A 14,695-nucleotide genomic window follows, 5' to 3' on the forward strand; every position below is an offset into this window, starting at 1 on the left:
TATGCCGGAACTGGCCGTTATTGAAACCGGGCATTTTGATTGCGTCATTTGGTCAAAAGATATTCGTACCAGTCAGCGGCGGCTGGAACGAACGCTGACGGAGCGTGGCAATGCCGTGCCGACTTCTGAGGTGCGGTTTTCTCCCCCGTTATTGTTAAAACATGCCACAGAGCCGGTGTTTGAATTATGTCTTGGTGAAGCGGTCTTCTTTGAAAACAAATATTACGAGATTGAGTTTCTGTTTCACCAGCCACCGGAAGCGGGTGATCCGCTGCCGACGGTGCAACATAAGCTAAAGGTTATTGAAGAGTCTTTTCGTTTCAGTCCCCGTAGCTGCTCTTTACGGGGAAGTATCAATGCGGGCAACCATGTCGGCACTTTTCAGTTTAAACTGGCCTATTCCTACCAGGGACGGCTAATAGAACAGTCGATTGCTTTCGATATTTTGCCGGTGAAGATGGATATGCAGTCGGATTTCAGGGCAATGAACGAGGCTGTTGATGCTGCGTTTCCACTGTGGCGTTACTCATTGGCAGAAGGCACCAGTCATTTATTAAGCGCCGTTAAAAAGCCGCACTCCCAATTCTTGCTGTTGTGGTTTGCACGATTTGAATCCCTTCATAAGGAGTTGTTGGCCGGGCTGAAGCATGTGGTGAATGCGCCGCATAGTCGGTTGATGGAGTATAAGCACACCGTTCCGATGAGTCGGTTGAGGGGCAGACTATCCAGACAGCAGGAAGAGCGGCTGGCGCTGGAAAAGGCCAATAAAAATTATGAGAAGTCTTTTACGCTGAGCAAAAAGCGACTCCACGTGGATACGCCGGAAAACCGTTTTATTAAAGCGGTGATTGGTCATGGCGTCACCAGGCTGACCCGGGTTCAACAGCTGGCGTGTCTGGCTCCGGAATCCGGTAAAGTGCGTTTTTCCGCCAGCTTTATGAAAGAGCTGGAAAGTTGGCAGAAGGCTTTGCGGCATTTTCAGAAACAGCCGTTTTTCAGGGACGTTGGAGAATACCGGGGGCTGAAGCGTGAGTCGTTGGTATTACAGCAAAAGCCTGGTTACTCGAAAGTTTATAAAATCTGGCAACAGCTTAAATGGTATCTCGAGCTTCTGGATGGGGCCGATCAACTCTCCTTGCGCAATGTGGCAGAGATGTATGAAGTCTGGTGTTTTCTGGAGATACGCAGGATTATTGTGGACCTGGGCTTTGAGGAGGTTCCTTGTGGGCGGATACCTCTGGTAGACAGTGGAATCCGTGTTTCGTTAAAGGATGGTATGGCCGGAGCTTTTCATTTCAGGCGGTCTGACGGGGTGAAAATCCGTTTGGCTCATGAACCGATATTCAGAAAGAAAGACGGTCAGATCAGAACCTGGTTGGTGACTCAAAAACCGGATATTTTGCTCGAGGCTACCTTTCCTGACGGGGCCGGGATTATCTGGTTATTTGATGCCAAGTATCGGATTGAGACGCCTGCGGATGATCAGGGAATCCCCTCAGGTTACGACCGGGTGCCTGATGATGCCATCAATCAAATGCATCGTTATCGGGATGCCCTGATTCATCGTTGTAAGTTTGATGACAGAGGGTTTGTGAAAACCCGTCCGGTGTTTGGTGCCTATGTGTTGTATCCGGGCTATTTCAATCAGCTTTGTGAATGCAACCCATACAGTGTCGCGATTAATGAAGTGGGCATCGGTGCTTTTAGTCTGTTACCTCAGGTTGATAACAAGGGGAGTCATTGGCTATCTGTTTTTTTGCAACGAAAACTGGGTGTTCCTGAGACAAAATATCCGTATGCGACCAGTGAACGGTATTTTGCGGAGGACGCTGCACGAATTCCGGGTAAAGGTTATTCGATCGCCCATTATCAGGGGCTGACTATTCTGGCAAATCAGTTGGGACCTGACCGGAATCAGGAGTATATAAACCAGTTTAAAAACGGCGATGCCCGGTTTTATCACACAAAGCTCGTTGCCTTTGAGCGAGAGAAAATCCAGCAACATATCGCTACCGAAGCTCGTTACCTTGCAGTGGCTCTGGATGATGCTGATGGTGTTCAGCGACGGGTGAACTATATTTATCCGATCCTGAAAGCAGAGCGTGTGCAAAGGGGGAACCTCACGGAAGAACAGACGGGTACTCCGGTTGTTTCCAGCCCGGATGAGTGGTTCTGGCTATTTAGCCTGGGATCTGCCTTACGTTTGAAAATACCGTTGTGGCAAGAGCGTAAGGTGCATTTTGAGTTAAAACTGGTCTCCAGGGATGACCTGACAGCAGGTTATGGATGGGATGAGCTGCCTGAACTTTATTCATCGTTAGTGAAGAAGTAAGGGGTAGATGTTTGCTTCTGGCAGATCACAGAGACCTGCCCGTTAGATCGACTCGGCTAACGACAATTGTCGGTTAAGAAATATGAGTTGATGAAAACTGCAGATGAGGGCGTTTAGTTACATTTTCATGCAGATGTTCCTGCCGATCTGAAAGCTTGTATGGATCTGGCTGTTTTAATGGCCTCTTGCGTGGAGCCCAATAGTCAAGGTTTCTTTGGCGCCACTACTCTCAGCTTTGAACCGGCTCATTAGATTCTTTATCAGCCGGACAATGCTTTTGCCAACCGCTAAACCTATGCCGGATGGTAAATACCCGATTTGTGCATTTTACACCATTGCGCCGGGCTCTATTTCGAGAAAAACGCTTCCAGCGTCGTTAGCCAAAAAACTACCGGGCTATCCTGTGCCTGTTTTTTTGCTAGCACAACTTGCGGTTCATAAAGGCTTCAAGGGTAGGGGGCTTGGAAAGATTGCTTTGATCAAAGCTCTTGAATACTTATACGACATTAATGCTCATATGGGGGCTTATGCTGTTATTGTTGATTGTTTGAATGATAATATTGCGGCCTTATATGAACAGTTTGGCTTTGAATCCTTAACGAAAGAAAGCGACCGGGAACGTATGTTCTTGTCCATGAAAACGGTGCAATTACTGTTTGATAAATGATGAAAAATAGTTGCACTCGTTCTTGTTGGTTTTGACATAAGGCTTAACAAACTGGGATGAGATTAACTTGACAGTATGCTCATATGTCTTAAGTAACTGATCCTGGCAATGAGCACTGCCACAGGCTTTCACGATAATAATACATGGCTCAAGATTGGCTTAGTATTCCAGCAGATGTTTCCTGGACAACTTCTTTCTGATAACTTTGCGACCCTGTTCATCAACACCAAACGATGGTAGCTGTTCTTGCCAATATTGATACCCAGTACTGAAATAGTCATGGGTGGTTCGCTCGGACTAATCCAGTTTAAATGGTTAACTCCATTTTGGGCTCATTTAAAGCCGTTTGGGAGGGGGAGCATCCCATGTTCTGGGTTGATGGACGCTATTATGACGATCGATGATCTTCTGGAACTGGTGTCGGGGGAATAGCCCTGAGCAACTGTTGGAAAACACTGTTACAACGTTTCCTTGTTAAAGTGGACAAAGCTTCCGAGCTTATCCCCGCTACCTGACTCTCAGGCACGTGGCTTGGAATTGCGACAAATCAGAAAGCTTCCGGGGTTCTGTTACATACGGTGCAGGACTTACCTCCTCGTTTTGTTATTTTGAACAAAAGAATAAAAACATTGTCTAAAGGAATAGGTGGTTTATAAGGTAGTAATCAAAAATGAATCTTGACCTAAGCATATCAGCCAAAAGTACGGAAAGTATAACAAGAGAGCATTGTAATTCAGCTTCTAAACAAGAATTTTCTGGTAATTTTTCACATTATACTGTGAGAGGGGTTGCTGAGAAGCTTGCAAAGCGTTTTCCTATTTCGGAAATAACAAATCTTACTCCAGAAACAACTTTCTGGTTCACTAACGAGTATCCGGGTGGTATTAGAGGCAGTGAACTTTCATTAGTCAGGACGATAACCGGGCTTCGTGAATTATGCCCCATAAGCGCAAGAAGAGTATCAATTGTCACGGGTGAGTCAGGCTTATTATCTTGTATTCCTGAGCTTTCATCCATATCAGAATTAATAATACAAGTTGACATTGATCCAGTACTTTTGAATTTTACTGGAGAGTTGCTAAAGAATTTAAGTAATTTAACTTCGGTTAATTCAAAAAAGTATTATGAGGTGGTTCATTTATCTTTGGATTTTTTAAAGCGTAAAGGGATTCCCATTGAGATATACGAATCAAAAGTTCTGAAATCTGCTGAAATGTACAAAGAAGCAATGGGAGAGCTACACTGCTTTTCATCTCAAAGACGATTTGATGAATTTAAGTCAGCCTTGAAAAATGCTATATACAGGCTCTAGAAGCAAACTATTTTTCAGAAAAAGACATGGCTAGTTTATTTAAAATACTGGTGGGAGAAGGACTTGAAGTGTCTTATTTCAATATTTCCAATGCCTATGAATACTTGTTTGATTTCTATGACATGAACCCTTATGTTGGATTGGTTAAGGGGCTGGAAAGTACCGCTTACATGAGAGCTATGCCTCTCGCTGAAGATGCAGTTTGTGCTTATTCTTCCCTTCTTTCAACTCACCACCATACTGGTACCAGCAGGAAAGATTTATTTTTTGACCGATTGCATAAAATAAATAAATCAAGGGCTTTATGTAAGATAAATCTGTTTTCCGGTACGAATGGATCTGATGCAGATAATATCACTTCTGCCTGTGTAGCATTAGCCAAAATTGATCGTATGAAGGTAAAAACAGCTATGTGTTTTTTAAGGCTGCTTTTGGCGAATATTACTAAAGAGGAATCTATCGCCTTGTCTTTCAAGGTGGCAGAAATAGATCAAATTCTAACAGAAAATAAAATGTATGACTCTGAGTCCGGAGATAAATTTATGGAAGTAATCAGAGCTTCGACAAAAAAATAAAAGTCATAGGCTTATGTTTTCGTCTCTATCACTCAACGTATCTTGAGTTGCTGTATTAGAAATTTTCTTTTCGTCTTTGCTTTAGGGGTGTTGCCGGTAGTTGAACTTTCACAAGGTATGCCATTGGTGCTTAATCCAGTTTGTCGGAATCAAAGAACAACTGTCTTTAAACGTAGAAGTGAGTACTTGCGCCTGATAATGTTTATTACATACCTTACTTGCCGAACTTTAAAACGGTAGAGCATCGCGTGAACATGAAGGCAAAGAGTGCCCCCATCCCTGAATTGATGAACGCCAGATCTGGCAATAAAGTAAATGTTTCCACCCGCTGAGACATAGATTCCGTATTTTACCTCGCTGTAATCTTCCGTTTGAAAATAAATAAAATGATAGGAATTCATTTCCAGTCGAATACTGGAAAGCTGATTGTGACTGTGCTGGCGACCAATGGTAATTTGAGCGATCGAGAATCCTCGCCCAGAGTGAAGCGATGAGCGGGGAGTGTCAGATATTTGAATATGTTAAGCATGATCCAGCTGGGTAGGTGGCCAGCCGAGGGATTGAGAAAGTTGCGCGTTCTCAGCCCTGACGGTTTTGTTTCTGACTATCACTGTTTGACCCATATTAACTGGTCAGTATCAAATCTGAGCTTGGCGGATTGTTGGATAAACCGTTCTTTTAACTTCTGGCTCACTTCAGGGGTTCGGGACAAAAGCCATAGATAATGCTTGTTATAACCGCTGACAAAAGCGTACTGGTAGTCCTTCTGGTCCAGTTCGAAGATGACATAAGAGGCATAAAAGGGGCCAAAGAAAGAGACTTTTAAATAGCCTTCATCACTGTGTCGAACGAACTTTGCCGTGCCTGTTGCCTGACGGTATTCATCGTCTTTTTCAGAGTAGCCAGAGTTGATCACTTTGACAGAACCATCCCGTTGTAGGGTGTATTCGGCAGTGACATGACTCAGTCCTCGCTCAAAGGAGTGATCCAGTCGGGCAATTTCAAACCACTTGCCCATATATTTTTCGATGTCAAAAGGTTTTACTGGCTTTACGTGTTCAGGAATTCCTGTGCAGCCTGAAAGTAGTGCGAACATAGCCAGGCAGGCAATGAGTTTCACAAGTAGTCATCCTCTTTTTATTCATGGTAATGATATGGGGATTTTAGGGGATTGGAAGCAATTAAACATCTATTGTCGTGAAGATGGGGTTTCCCCTCTGTCCAGAAAGATTATTGACCTTTACGTCCTCGGCAGCATCGCCAACGAATTGATGATTATGGTACTGATGGATTTATGCCAGAATTCGTTGGCTTTCGATCGAGACAATAATAACCACCCTGTATTAGCAGAACAGACCTTATCTTTCGCCTATCCTGAAGCATCTGGTCAATACGCATTAACGCTCTGATTCCTGACGAAAAGGTAAAATATCATGAAAAGATACTGGTACAGCCTATGGGCTATTCCACAGCTGGTTTTTGCCATTGGCTTTGAGTTCCCACCTTATCCTAACTACGACACAATGCCCCCGCCACATGTATTTGGACATGCGATTACTCCCTGCGCTATTCCAGCAGGGACCTACAGGCTTGATGCTAAATATCTGGCCAAAGTGCATAACATAGGCATTAACAAACTCCTCCTGAAACTGCATGTGAATCCTGGCGGTCTTATGATTTTGACTCTGCAACTGGTCCCTGATGGCAGAGAAGAGTATTTTTTGGTTAATCCCTATGGTAACTCAGCGGATTTGGCCAACCTGTGCAATGGCAATCATTTCAGCTTTTGGTTTCAGAACATCAATCTTTATGGGAAGACGCTAAGTGGGGAGATTAATGGTGAATTCACAGGAAAGGGTTCTAAGAGTTATCTGACAGTGCGAGGTGTTGTGGAGAGGTATGATCCTTCATGGCAATCAAAGGTGACTATAAAGCTTTCTAACCATCGAATGACGCTTGCATATCCTTACGTAGAATAAGGGTGGAGCCATGGATGGCTATCAATAACGATGATGTGGGACTTATGTTTGGGCATGCAGCTGTAGCCCTGAATTTTATCGGGTCCATCAATGGGGAGCTTGCTGGAAGGAAGGCTATATGGATTGGCACCCAGCACAAACTGCACTTCAGCGGAAGTGCAGATCGGGAAGTATCGATCAGCTATCGTTCATATACTGGCTTGGATCAATGTAGATACCCAGCGAGCGTTTGTCGATACGCTTTTCATTGCTCTGTTCTTTATAGCGGAAGACGATGGTATCGCCCACATTAACATCCAAGGTCTTGTCGGCTGAGAGGTACTTATACTCATCATCGGATATGGTCAGTGTATGAATGTAATAATCGGGCATACCCAGCCAGTCACTGTGAGGGCCTTCGGTGCTGATGTTCTCAAGCACACCGCGACCTTCCAGCTTTGGCTTGCGCTTTTGGAAGCTTCTTTGCATGGCAGTATTTGGATTACCGAGAAGTCAAAAAAAGTTTTCGAAACGTGAGTGCTTTAACTCATGGCGATAACTATAGGAAGACAGCGATCTCCTGTCCATAGTAATAGAATAAAAATGTCGCATTTTAAGTGAAATTTACCCTTTTATAACCCTGGACTGGAATACTGGCCATAGGGAAACTTGGGCAAAGAAGGGTCTATGACTTTTTGCATATTGTACGTTTGCGTCGCTGGCGCCAATTGTGAACGACATTCCAGCGCCAGTATAGCCTGATCAGCAGGTAGCCAAGAAAACCCAGAATTACACCGGTAACTAATGAACCCAGATACAGAGGTTTCCAGATTCTGGCCAATTCAACACCCACGCTATGTGCCGAGAGCTCAAAAGAGGTTTCGCTGATGGGGACATCCAGAATGTAGCATCCCACCTTATAGGTGAAATAAAATATGGCTGGCATAGTGACCGGATTGGTGATCCAGACCAGAGCCACCGAGAGGGGCAGGTTGCAGCGGAATACAACGGCCATGGCAGCAGCCACAACCATTTGGAAAGGGATGGGGATAAAAGCACAAAACACACCCACAAAAAAAGCACTGGCTGCAGAGCGTCGATTCAGGTGCCAGAGGTTGGCGTCATGGATAGTACTGCCCAGAAACCGAAGATGTCGGTTGTTCTTAATGGTTCCCGGATCCGGCAGATAGCGTTTTATCAGTTTCCTCGCCATGTCCCTTAACTGTACTCTTTCTTTGATCTGAGACTGACTTCCAGTCTTCAGTGTGGAAATACCGTTCCATAAGCAGCGAATCAAGTTTAGTGATTCTCACCTTAAAAGTCGGTCGTCTCCGGTTGTTTTGATCAGGCAATCTTGTGAGTGTTTATCACTCAGCCTGTCATTGCCTTGCAGAATTGGTTGGTTAAAAGCCATCTAACCAGCACACCTTTCAGCATAATCCAATCTTGATGACTATGCTGAGAGCCTGATCCAAGCGTTAAACTCATCATGGGTCTGACCCTTGTCTTCTCTGCAAAAAGCGCGACATTATGCACTGATTAAATGAAACACACTATCAATCTTCCCACAGGGTACTGTAGCTATTTATCGGGAATAGTGCTGACGGTTCTTTTTCCGACAATACCAGGCGATATGTCTATCAGGGTTATCGGCGTCCTGGGCGTGCTGTTGATTATAACGGGGCTGCTGTCTGTCATCATGGAGGCTGGAGCCGCCCAAACCGCAGATTCAGTGCCATTAAGCAGAGTGTCGAGATTCCGGAGGTTTTATAAAGTTTATCGAAGCCTTCGGAGCATTTTGCCCGGTGCTAGTTATTTCCCGAATGATTTTTCGGTGCCTGTTCTCCTTTATGTCGGGTTGGGGTTAACAGGAATCTTTACAGGATTTTTACATGCTGATGGGCTTAAGAAGAGCTGGATCAACACGGAGCAAGAAAGTAGAGCGATGATAGTAACAGGGTTTATCTCTGATATTCCTGCTTATCACCCGCATCTTACCCGCTTTGATTTTAATGTGAAAACGCTGGAGGGAGAGACTGCCGGGTATCTTAAAAAGATTCGACTCAGCTGGTACCGGGCACCTGAAGTTCAGGCTGGAGAGTTATGGACATTACAGGTTCGGATCAAGCACCCTCACGGCAATCGAAGTCCCGGGGCTTTCGACAGAGAGGCCTGGGCAGCCAGAGAGAATATTCAGGCTACGGGGTATGTCAAAACAGGCGAGAAAATAGCGACTTCAGATAGCATGGTTTTCTTCAGAAGTCGCCTTAGAAGTGCTGTGCGACACTGGCTCTATCAACATTGCAGCGAGCATTCTGCTGGCTTGTTATCGGCGCTGTTAATTGGTGACAAGTCAGGAATCTCTCAGCAGCAATGGCAGTGGTTGAATCAGACGGGTACCACTCATTTAATGGTGATCTCGGGTCTGCACATAGGTCTTATGGCAGCAGCAGGTTACTGGTTAATGATGATGCTGGCACGAACAGGCGTTGTTCCTCTGAGGAAGATTACCTTACCCCGGTACGCCGCTGGAGCAGGGCTCCTGTTTGCCCTGATGTATGCCTTTATGGCAGGTTTTACGGTACCGGTTCAGAGAGCACTGGTGATGACCGGTCTGGCATTATCAGGCCCTTTACTGGGTATTAAAGCCAGACCCCTGACGTTGTTCCTGTTGGCGCTTTGTGTCGTATTGTCTATCGAACCTCTGGCTATAACCAGTGCCGGATTCTGGTATTCCTTTTCGGCGGTGGGTATTTTGCTTTTCGGTTGTTGTGGACGGCTTTGCATGAAAGCTGATGACGATGTCAGTATGGGAGGCAGGTCGAAGCTTTGGCTGAGGCCTCAATGGCTGGTTTTCCTGATGCTGGCTCCCATGTTGTTATTCAATGAGCAGTCAGTATCTCTGTTTTCACCGCTGATTAATCTCGTTGCGATTCCTGTTATGGGACTGCTGGTCGTGCCTGCAGCTTTTCTTGCTTTGGCCCTTCAGCCAGTTTTCACTTCGGTCTCTAACGGGATTCTTCATTTTCTGGATGGTGCTTTCAGGTTATGGGATATGGGATTAGCCGCCGTGTCATCATTACCAGTCTTTTTGCCCGAGGCCAGCATAGGACTGATACAAGTTGTCCTGATGGCAGCAGCTGTATTGATTCTGGCTTCACCCAGAGGGCTTGGGTTAAGAGTGCTTTTCCCCTTTTTTCTTCTGCCTCTGTTTTTCCCCATCAAGGATTATCCTGAAACAGGTGAAGTGAAAGTAGCCGTACTGGATGTGGGGCAGGGTGTTGCAGTGGTCTTGCAAACTCGTCGAAAGACACTGCTGTATGATACCGGAGTGGCTTCCAGAGGTCGTTTCAACTCGGTGGATGGCATCATTGTTCCTTACCTTAATCGCTTTGGTATTGACCGGGTGAACCGTGTCATGATTTCCCATGGTGACAATGATCATTCCGGTGGGCTTGACGTGATTCATCAGCGATATCCTGAAGCAGAGATTATTTCAGGCTCTGCGGTTGCCGGGTTTGAAGGGGCAATGAGTCCCTGTCTGCCCGGAATGAAATGGCAATGGGATGGAGTGGCGTTCGAGGTGTTGTCAGGCAGTCGTTTATCGGTGACTGATAATGAGCGATCCTGTGTTTTGAAAGTGACAGCAGGCACTGAAAAGTTGCTCCTGACCGGCGATATTGGCAAAAAAACCGAGTCTTATTTAATCAGTCAGGTTGAAAACCTTGAGGCAGATTATCTTCTGCTTCCCCATCATGGCAGCCGCTTTTCAGGCTCAAAGGCGTTTCTATCTCAGGTCAACCCATCACAGGTATTGGTGTCATCGGGTTATCGAAATCCATTTGGACACCCGGCGGCAGAGACCCTGAGCCGGGTTGAACAACTGGGAGCGACTCTCTTCAGCACGGCCAGTTCAGGAACCCTCAGCTTTGTTATGGGGAAGGAGCCTGAGACCGTGAAGAAATACAAAAGTGAAAGTGCCAGATACTGGTGGCGCTGAGGAGGGGGTCTCCAATGTTTGCACTCGTGTTGTTGGCAATATTAGGGTTGATACGCAGGTGTGCGTGGTTTTAAACCGATGCTCTGTGATAAAGTCTTTCCATTAAACAGGCTTCTGGAAGGGAATGAGCTGTGTTCGAGTTGGTGAAATCCGGTGGTTGGCTGATGTTGCCAATCCTGCTTAGTTCTGTCATTGCCATGGCGATTATTTTTGAACGTCTCTGGACACTCAGACCGTCGCGTATTGCGCCCAGAAATACCTTGTCTCAGGTCTGGAAGTGGATAAAGAATAATGATCTGGACAACAAGAAAGTCAGTGGCTTGAGGGGTGGGTCTCCGTTGGGTGAAATCCTTGCTGCAGGCATCAGTAATGCCCGCTATGGCCGCGATATCATGAAAGAAAGTATTGAGGAGCAGGCTGGCAGGGTTATCCATGAGCTGGAGCGTTATCTCAATACTTTGGGAACGGTGGCTGCCATTGCCCCTTTACTGGGCCTGCTGGGCACGGTTATTGGCATGATTGATGTGTTTACAGTGATCATGCTGGAAGGGACAGGTAATGCCGGTGTGCTGGCCGGGGGGATCTCCAAAGCCCTGATCACCACTGCAGCCGGTCTGACCGTTGCGATTCCCAGTCTGATCTTTCACCGTTATTTTACCCGTCGTGTGGATGAGCTGGTGGTGACCATGGAGCAGGAAGCCACCAAGCTGGTGGAAGTGCTTCAGGGAGAGCGTAAGCTGAAAGACCGCGAGGGCAAGTGATGAAATTTCGTCGCCAGTCCCGGGAAGAAGTCTCGCTGAACCTGACACCGCTGATTGATGTGGTCTTTCTGTTGCTGATCTTCTTTATGGTCTCGACGACCTTCACCAAAGAGACCCAGCTGGCCATTGATTTACCGGAAGCCAGTGGCGAGCAGAGCGCGTCTGTTGAGAAAACTCAGGTGGAAATTACCATCAGCCGTGAAGGTCATTATGCGGTGAATGGCCAGTCTCTTGTGAACAGTGGTTTGGAGACATTGAAAAACGCTCTGGCAAAAGTCAGTGAGGGAGACTCCAATCTGCCTCTTACTATTACGGCAGACGCCAAGACACCTTATCAGTCAGTAGTCACCGCCATGGATGCTGCCGGTCAGCTCGGTTTTGCCAACCTCAGTATGACAACGCGCAAACCAGTAGAATCGGAACAGTAAGGGTAAATGAGCCTGAAAGGCCTGTTACCTCTGGTACAAACGCAGTCACGAAAGACTGCGTTGGCATTTTTTTCTTTATGAGAGCAACTGACCCCTCATGGAAAGCAAGGAATCTCGTCGTTGGCAGGCAGTACTCAGTGACTCGGTTCTCAAGTCATGGTATGGCCGTGGGTGCTGGACCCGACTGTTGCTTCCATTGTCCTTTTTATACGCTCGAATAGCCCAAAACCGCAGGTTAAAACTAGAGCGCTCCGAGCGCTGGCAGTCGCCTGTTCCTGTTGTTATCGTTGGCAACATTACGGTAGGGGGCACCGGTAAAACGCCTTTTGTGGCCAGTCTGGTGGCAAAATTAATCCAGCAGGGATTCAAGCCCGGGATTGCCAGTCGGGGCTTTGGGGCCGGAAAGGGTATTCATTTACCCGCAGAAGTATTGCCTGACTCTGATCCTGCTCTGGTCGGGGATGAGCCTGTGATGTTGGCTCAGCAGTTGAATATTCCGATTATGATCGACCCGGATCGGGTTTCAGCAGCGAAGGCGTTGATTGAACAGAAAAATTGTAATCTGATCATCGCTGATGATGGCCTTCAGCACTATAATCTTGATCGCCATGTTGAATTGGTGGTGATTGATGGCCAGAGAATGCTGGGTAATGGTCTTATTCTGCCTGCCGGACCTCTCAGGGAACCCCCCGGCAGACTCCGGGAAGTGGATCAGGTGCTGATCAATGGCGAGCCCTCCGGAACGCTGGATTGTCACTCTGAGCATTTTTCCCTTGAGCCAGGTGCGCTTAAGCCTGTCAATGGGCAAAAAGCAGGTCTGCCTCCTGCCTCCGGAAAAATACATGCAGTGGCAGGCATAGGTAATCCTGAGCGCTTTTTCAGAACGCTGGAAAAGCTCGGGTATGAGGTGATTCCCCATCCTTTTCCCGATCATTATGGGTTCAGGAAAGAAGATTTTCAGTTTCGGGACAATCTGCCCGTTATCATGACGGCCAAGGATGCAGTAAAATGTTCTGCTTTCGCAGAATCCCGTTTCTGGTTTCTGCCGGTCCAGGCACAGGTGCCTGAGCCGGTTTTTGAACGAATTCTGACACTGATTGAAACTCGAGGGCCGCAGAGCCGGCCTGATAAGGATACCCATGGACAAGAAGCTGTTTGAGATTCTGGCCTGTCCCCACTGCAAGGGCGATCTGAAATACGACAAATCAGCGGCTGAGCTGATTTGTCGTCCCTGCGGCATGGCCTATCCCATTCGTGATGGTATTCCTGTTATGCTGGAAAACGAAGCCCGCACCCTGACTGCTGATGAGCGGCTTGAAGGTGGTGAGGCGACTTCTTCCCAAGAGGATACGTCAGCCTGATGAGTGCTTCCAATGCTGCGTTTACTGTTGTTATTCCTGCCCGATTCAGCTCCAGTCGTCTGCCCGGCAAGCCGCTGATTGATATCTGTGGTAAGCCCATGATTCAGCACGTCTATGAGCGGGCCTGTGAGAGCCACGCCACTCGCGTCATTATCGCGACGGATGATGAGCGTATTGTCAAAGTGGCTGAAAGTTTCGATGCCGAGGCCTGCATGACGCTCTCCGGCCATCCTTCCGGAACCGATCGTCTTCAGGAGGTTACCCGCCTTTATGAGATGGGTGACAATGAGGTGATTGTTAACGTGCAGGGGGATGAGCCATTGATTCCGGCAAAAGTCATTAATCAGGTGGCTAATAATCTCATCCAGGCTGACTCGGCCGGTGCTGCGACCCTTTCGGAGCCTGTGCGAAATCGGGAAGATCTGTTTAATCCCAATGTAGTCAAGGTAGTAACTGATCATGAAGGGTTTGCTCTCTACTTCAGTCGTGCTCCTGTGCCATGGGCCAGAGATGACTTTGCTGACAGTGCTAAAGCTCTGCCTAAGGTGGATATTTTCAGACGCCATATCGGTATCTATGCCTATCGTGTCAACCTGTTGAATCAATACGTGCAGTGGCAACAGAGTCCGGTTGAGTCCGCTGAGTCGCTTGAGCAGTTGCGGCTGCTTTGGAATGGTCATCGTATTCATGTGGCCGACGCCATGGAGTCACCTCCCCATGGGGTTGATACGGAAGATGATCTTGAAGTGATCAGGGGGCTTATGGAGAACAGGCTGGCAGATATTTCCTGATTGGCAGCCAAGCAAGGGTAAAAGAATGATTCGGGTACTTTTTGTCTGTCTGGGTAATATTTGTCGTTCTCCCACCGCTCACGGTGTGTTTGTTCATTTAGTGGAGCAGGCCGGTTTATCTGGTCAGATCGGGGTGGATTCAGCCGGTACCAGTAGCTGGCACAAGGGAGCAGAGCCCGATGGCCGGTCAATAGCAGAAGCTTCACGTCTGGGCTATGATCTGTCGTTTATTCGTTCACGGCAGGTCTTGACCTCCGATTTTCAAGAGTTTGACTATGTGTTGGCCATGGATGAGAGTAATCTCGGGGATTTGCTGGATATATGCCCGCCTGAGTACCGCCATAAAGTACAACTTTTTCTGTCTTTCAGTGATGTTTCTGAACGTGAAGTGCCTGATCCCTATTATGGTGGGGCGCAGGGTTTTACCGAAGTGTTGTCTCTGGTTGAGAAAGGAGGGGCGTCACTGTTGGAGCACATCACAGATCATGATCGGAGCAAATTGCAGTAGTT

The 14,695-nt window shown here is 47.1% G+C and carries 16 protein-coding genes; 13 read left to right on the plus strand and 3 right to left on the minus strand.

The genetic code is table 11. The features are described from left to right. The first annotated feature begins 1 nt into the window (after window position 1). The 4 genes from ACOMG9_RS08865 to ACOMG9_RS08880 all read left to right on the plus strand — a co-directional run bounded on the left by ACOMG9_RS08865 (window position 2) and on the right by ACOMG9_RS08880 (window position 4,886). Complete coding sequence (locus tag ACOMG9_RS08865; protein WP_448216655.1) at window positions 2–2,332, plus strand: DUF2357 domain-containing protein; 2,331 nt, start codon at window positions 2–4, stop codon at window positions 2,330–2,332. Between the two features lie 271 nt (window positions 2,333–2,603). Continuing rightward, the gene (locus tag ACOMG9_RS08870; protein ID WP_448216656.1) at window positions 2,604–2,999 is read left to right on the plus strand and encodes a GNAT family N-acetyltransferase; all 396 of its coding nucleotides are present in this window, start codon (window positions 2,604–2,606) and stop codon (window positions 2,997–2,999) included. A gap of 670 nt (window positions 3,000–3,669) precedes the next feature. Beyond that, entirely contained in the window at window positions 3,670–4,311 is a 642-nt protein-coding gene (locus ACOMG9_RS08875; protein WP_448216657.1) for a hypothetical protein, read from the plus strand. Between the two features lie 26 nt (window positions 4,312–4,337). Beyond that, on the plus strand, window positions 4,338–4,886 hold the full coding sequence (locus ACOMG9_RS08880; RefSeq protein WP_448216658.1) for a hypothetical protein: 549 nt from the start codon (window positions 4,338–4,340) through the stop codon (window positions 4,884–4,886). Between the two features lie 607 nt (window positions 4,887–5,493). Here ACOMG9_RS08880 and ACOMG9_RS08885 read toward each other — a convergent pair. Then, entirely contained in the window at window positions 5,494–5,982 is a 489-nt protein-coding gene (locus ACOMG9_RS08885) for a lipocalin family protein (protein ID WP_448218631.1), read from the minus strand. Between ACOMG9_RS08885 and ACOMG9_RS08890 the strand changes: the two genes are divergently transcribed. Together ACOMG9_RS08890 and ACOMG9_RS08895 are read left to right on the plus strand one after the other, a co-directional pair. Continuing rightward, the gene (locus ACOMG9_RS08890) at window positions 5,957–6,295 is read left to right on the plus strand and encodes a hypothetical protein (protein WP_448218679.1); all 339 of its coding nucleotides are present in this window, start codon (window positions 5,957–5,959) and stop codon (window positions 6,293–6,295) included. The two genes, ACOMG9_RS08885 and ACOMG9_RS08890, sit on opposite strands and share 26 nt — an antisense overlap. A gap of 24 nt (window positions 6,296–6,319) precedes the next feature. After that, window positions 6,320–6,865 carry a hypothetical protein gene (locus ACOMG9_RS08895; protein WP_448216659.1) on the plus strand — a complete coding sequence of 182 codons (546 nt, stop codon included), beginning with the start codon at window positions 6,320–6,322 and terminating at the stop codon, window positions 6,863–6,865. A gap of 177 nt (window positions 6,866–7,042) precedes the next feature. On the opposite strand, the gene ACOMG9_RS08900 is transcribed toward ACOMG9_RS08895, so the two are convergent. Both ACOMG9_RS08900 and ACOMG9_RS08905 read right to left on the minus strand, forming a co-directional pair. Then, window positions 7,043–7,333, minus strand: a complete 291-nt coding sequence (locus ACOMG9_RS08900; protein ID WP_422133327.1) for a hypothetical protein — start codon at window positions 7,331–7,333, stop codon at window positions 7,043–7,045. A gap of 196 nt (window positions 7,334–7,529) precedes the next feature. Further along, window positions 7,530–8,057, minus strand: a complete 528-nt coding sequence (locus ACOMG9_RS08905) for a DUF2062 domain-containing protein (protein ID WP_422133328.1) — start codon at window positions 8,055–8,057, stop codon at window positions 7,530–7,532. Between the two features lie 486 nt (window positions 8,058–8,543). Between ACOMG9_RS08905 and ACOMG9_RS08910 the strand changes: the two genes are divergently transcribed. The 7 genes from ACOMG9_RS08910 to ACOMG9_RS08940 all read left to right on the plus strand — a co-directional run bounded on the left by ACOMG9_RS08910 (window position 8,544) and on the right by ACOMG9_RS08940 (window position 14,693). After that, window positions 8,544–10,844: a DNA internalization-related competence protein ComEC/Rec2 gene (locus tag ACOMG9_RS08910; protein ID WP_448218632.1), complete on the plus strand. Its 2,301-nt coding sequence runs from the start codon at window positions 8,544–8,546 to the stop codon at window positions 10,842–10,844. Window positions 10,845–10,975: 131 nt separating this feature from the next. Then, window positions 10,976–11,605, plus strand: coding sequence for a MotA/TolQ/ExbB proton channel family protein (locus tag ACOMG9_RS08915; protein ID WP_422133329.1), 630 nt, complete (start codon window positions 10,976–10,978; stop codon window positions 11,603–11,605). Beyond that, window positions 11,605–12,033, plus strand: coding sequence for an ExbD/TolR family protein (locus ACOMG9_RS08920; protein ID WP_448216660.1), 429 nt, complete (start codon window positions 11,605–11,607; stop codon window positions 12,031–12,033). The genes ACOMG9_RS08915 and ACOMG9_RS08920 overlap by 1 nt, the downstream gene beginning before the upstream one ends. 97 nt (window positions 12,034–12,130) lie before the next feature. After that, window positions 12,131–13,192 carry a tetraacyldisaccharide 4'-kinase gene (gene lpxK, locus ACOMG9_RS08925; protein ID WP_448216661.1) on the plus strand — a complete coding sequence of 354 codons (1,062 nt, stop codon included), beginning with the start codon at window positions 12,131–12,133 and terminating at the stop codon, window positions 13,190–13,192. Continuing rightward, on the plus strand, window positions 13,173–13,394 hold the full coding sequence (locus ACOMG9_RS08930) for a Trm112 family protein (RefSeq protein WP_448216662.1): 222 nt from the start codon (window positions 13,173–13,175) through the stop codon (window positions 13,392–13,394). The genes lpxK and ACOMG9_RS08930 overlap by 20 nt, the downstream gene beginning before the upstream one ends. After that, window positions 13,394–14,185 carry a 3-deoxy-manno-octulosonate cytidylyltransferase gene (kdsB, locus tag ACOMG9_RS08935; protein WP_448216663.1) on the plus strand — a complete coding sequence of 264 codons (792 nt, stop codon included), beginning with the start codon at window positions 13,394–13,396 and terminating at the stop codon, window positions 14,183–14,185. Before ACOMG9_RS08930 ends, kdsB begins: the two co-directional genes overlap by 1 nt. Before the next feature lie 25 nt (window positions 14,186–14,210). Beyond that, window positions 14,211–14,693 carry a low molecular weight protein-tyrosine-phosphatase gene (locus ACOMG9_RS08940; RefSeq protein ID WP_448216664.1) on the plus strand — a complete coding sequence of 161 codons (483 nt, stop codon included), beginning with the start codon at window positions 14,211–14,213 and terminating at the stop codon, window positions 14,691–14,693. Window positions 14,694–14,695 lie beyond the last annotated feature (2 nt).

The organism is Endozoicomonas sp. PH6C (assembly GCF_059322965.1).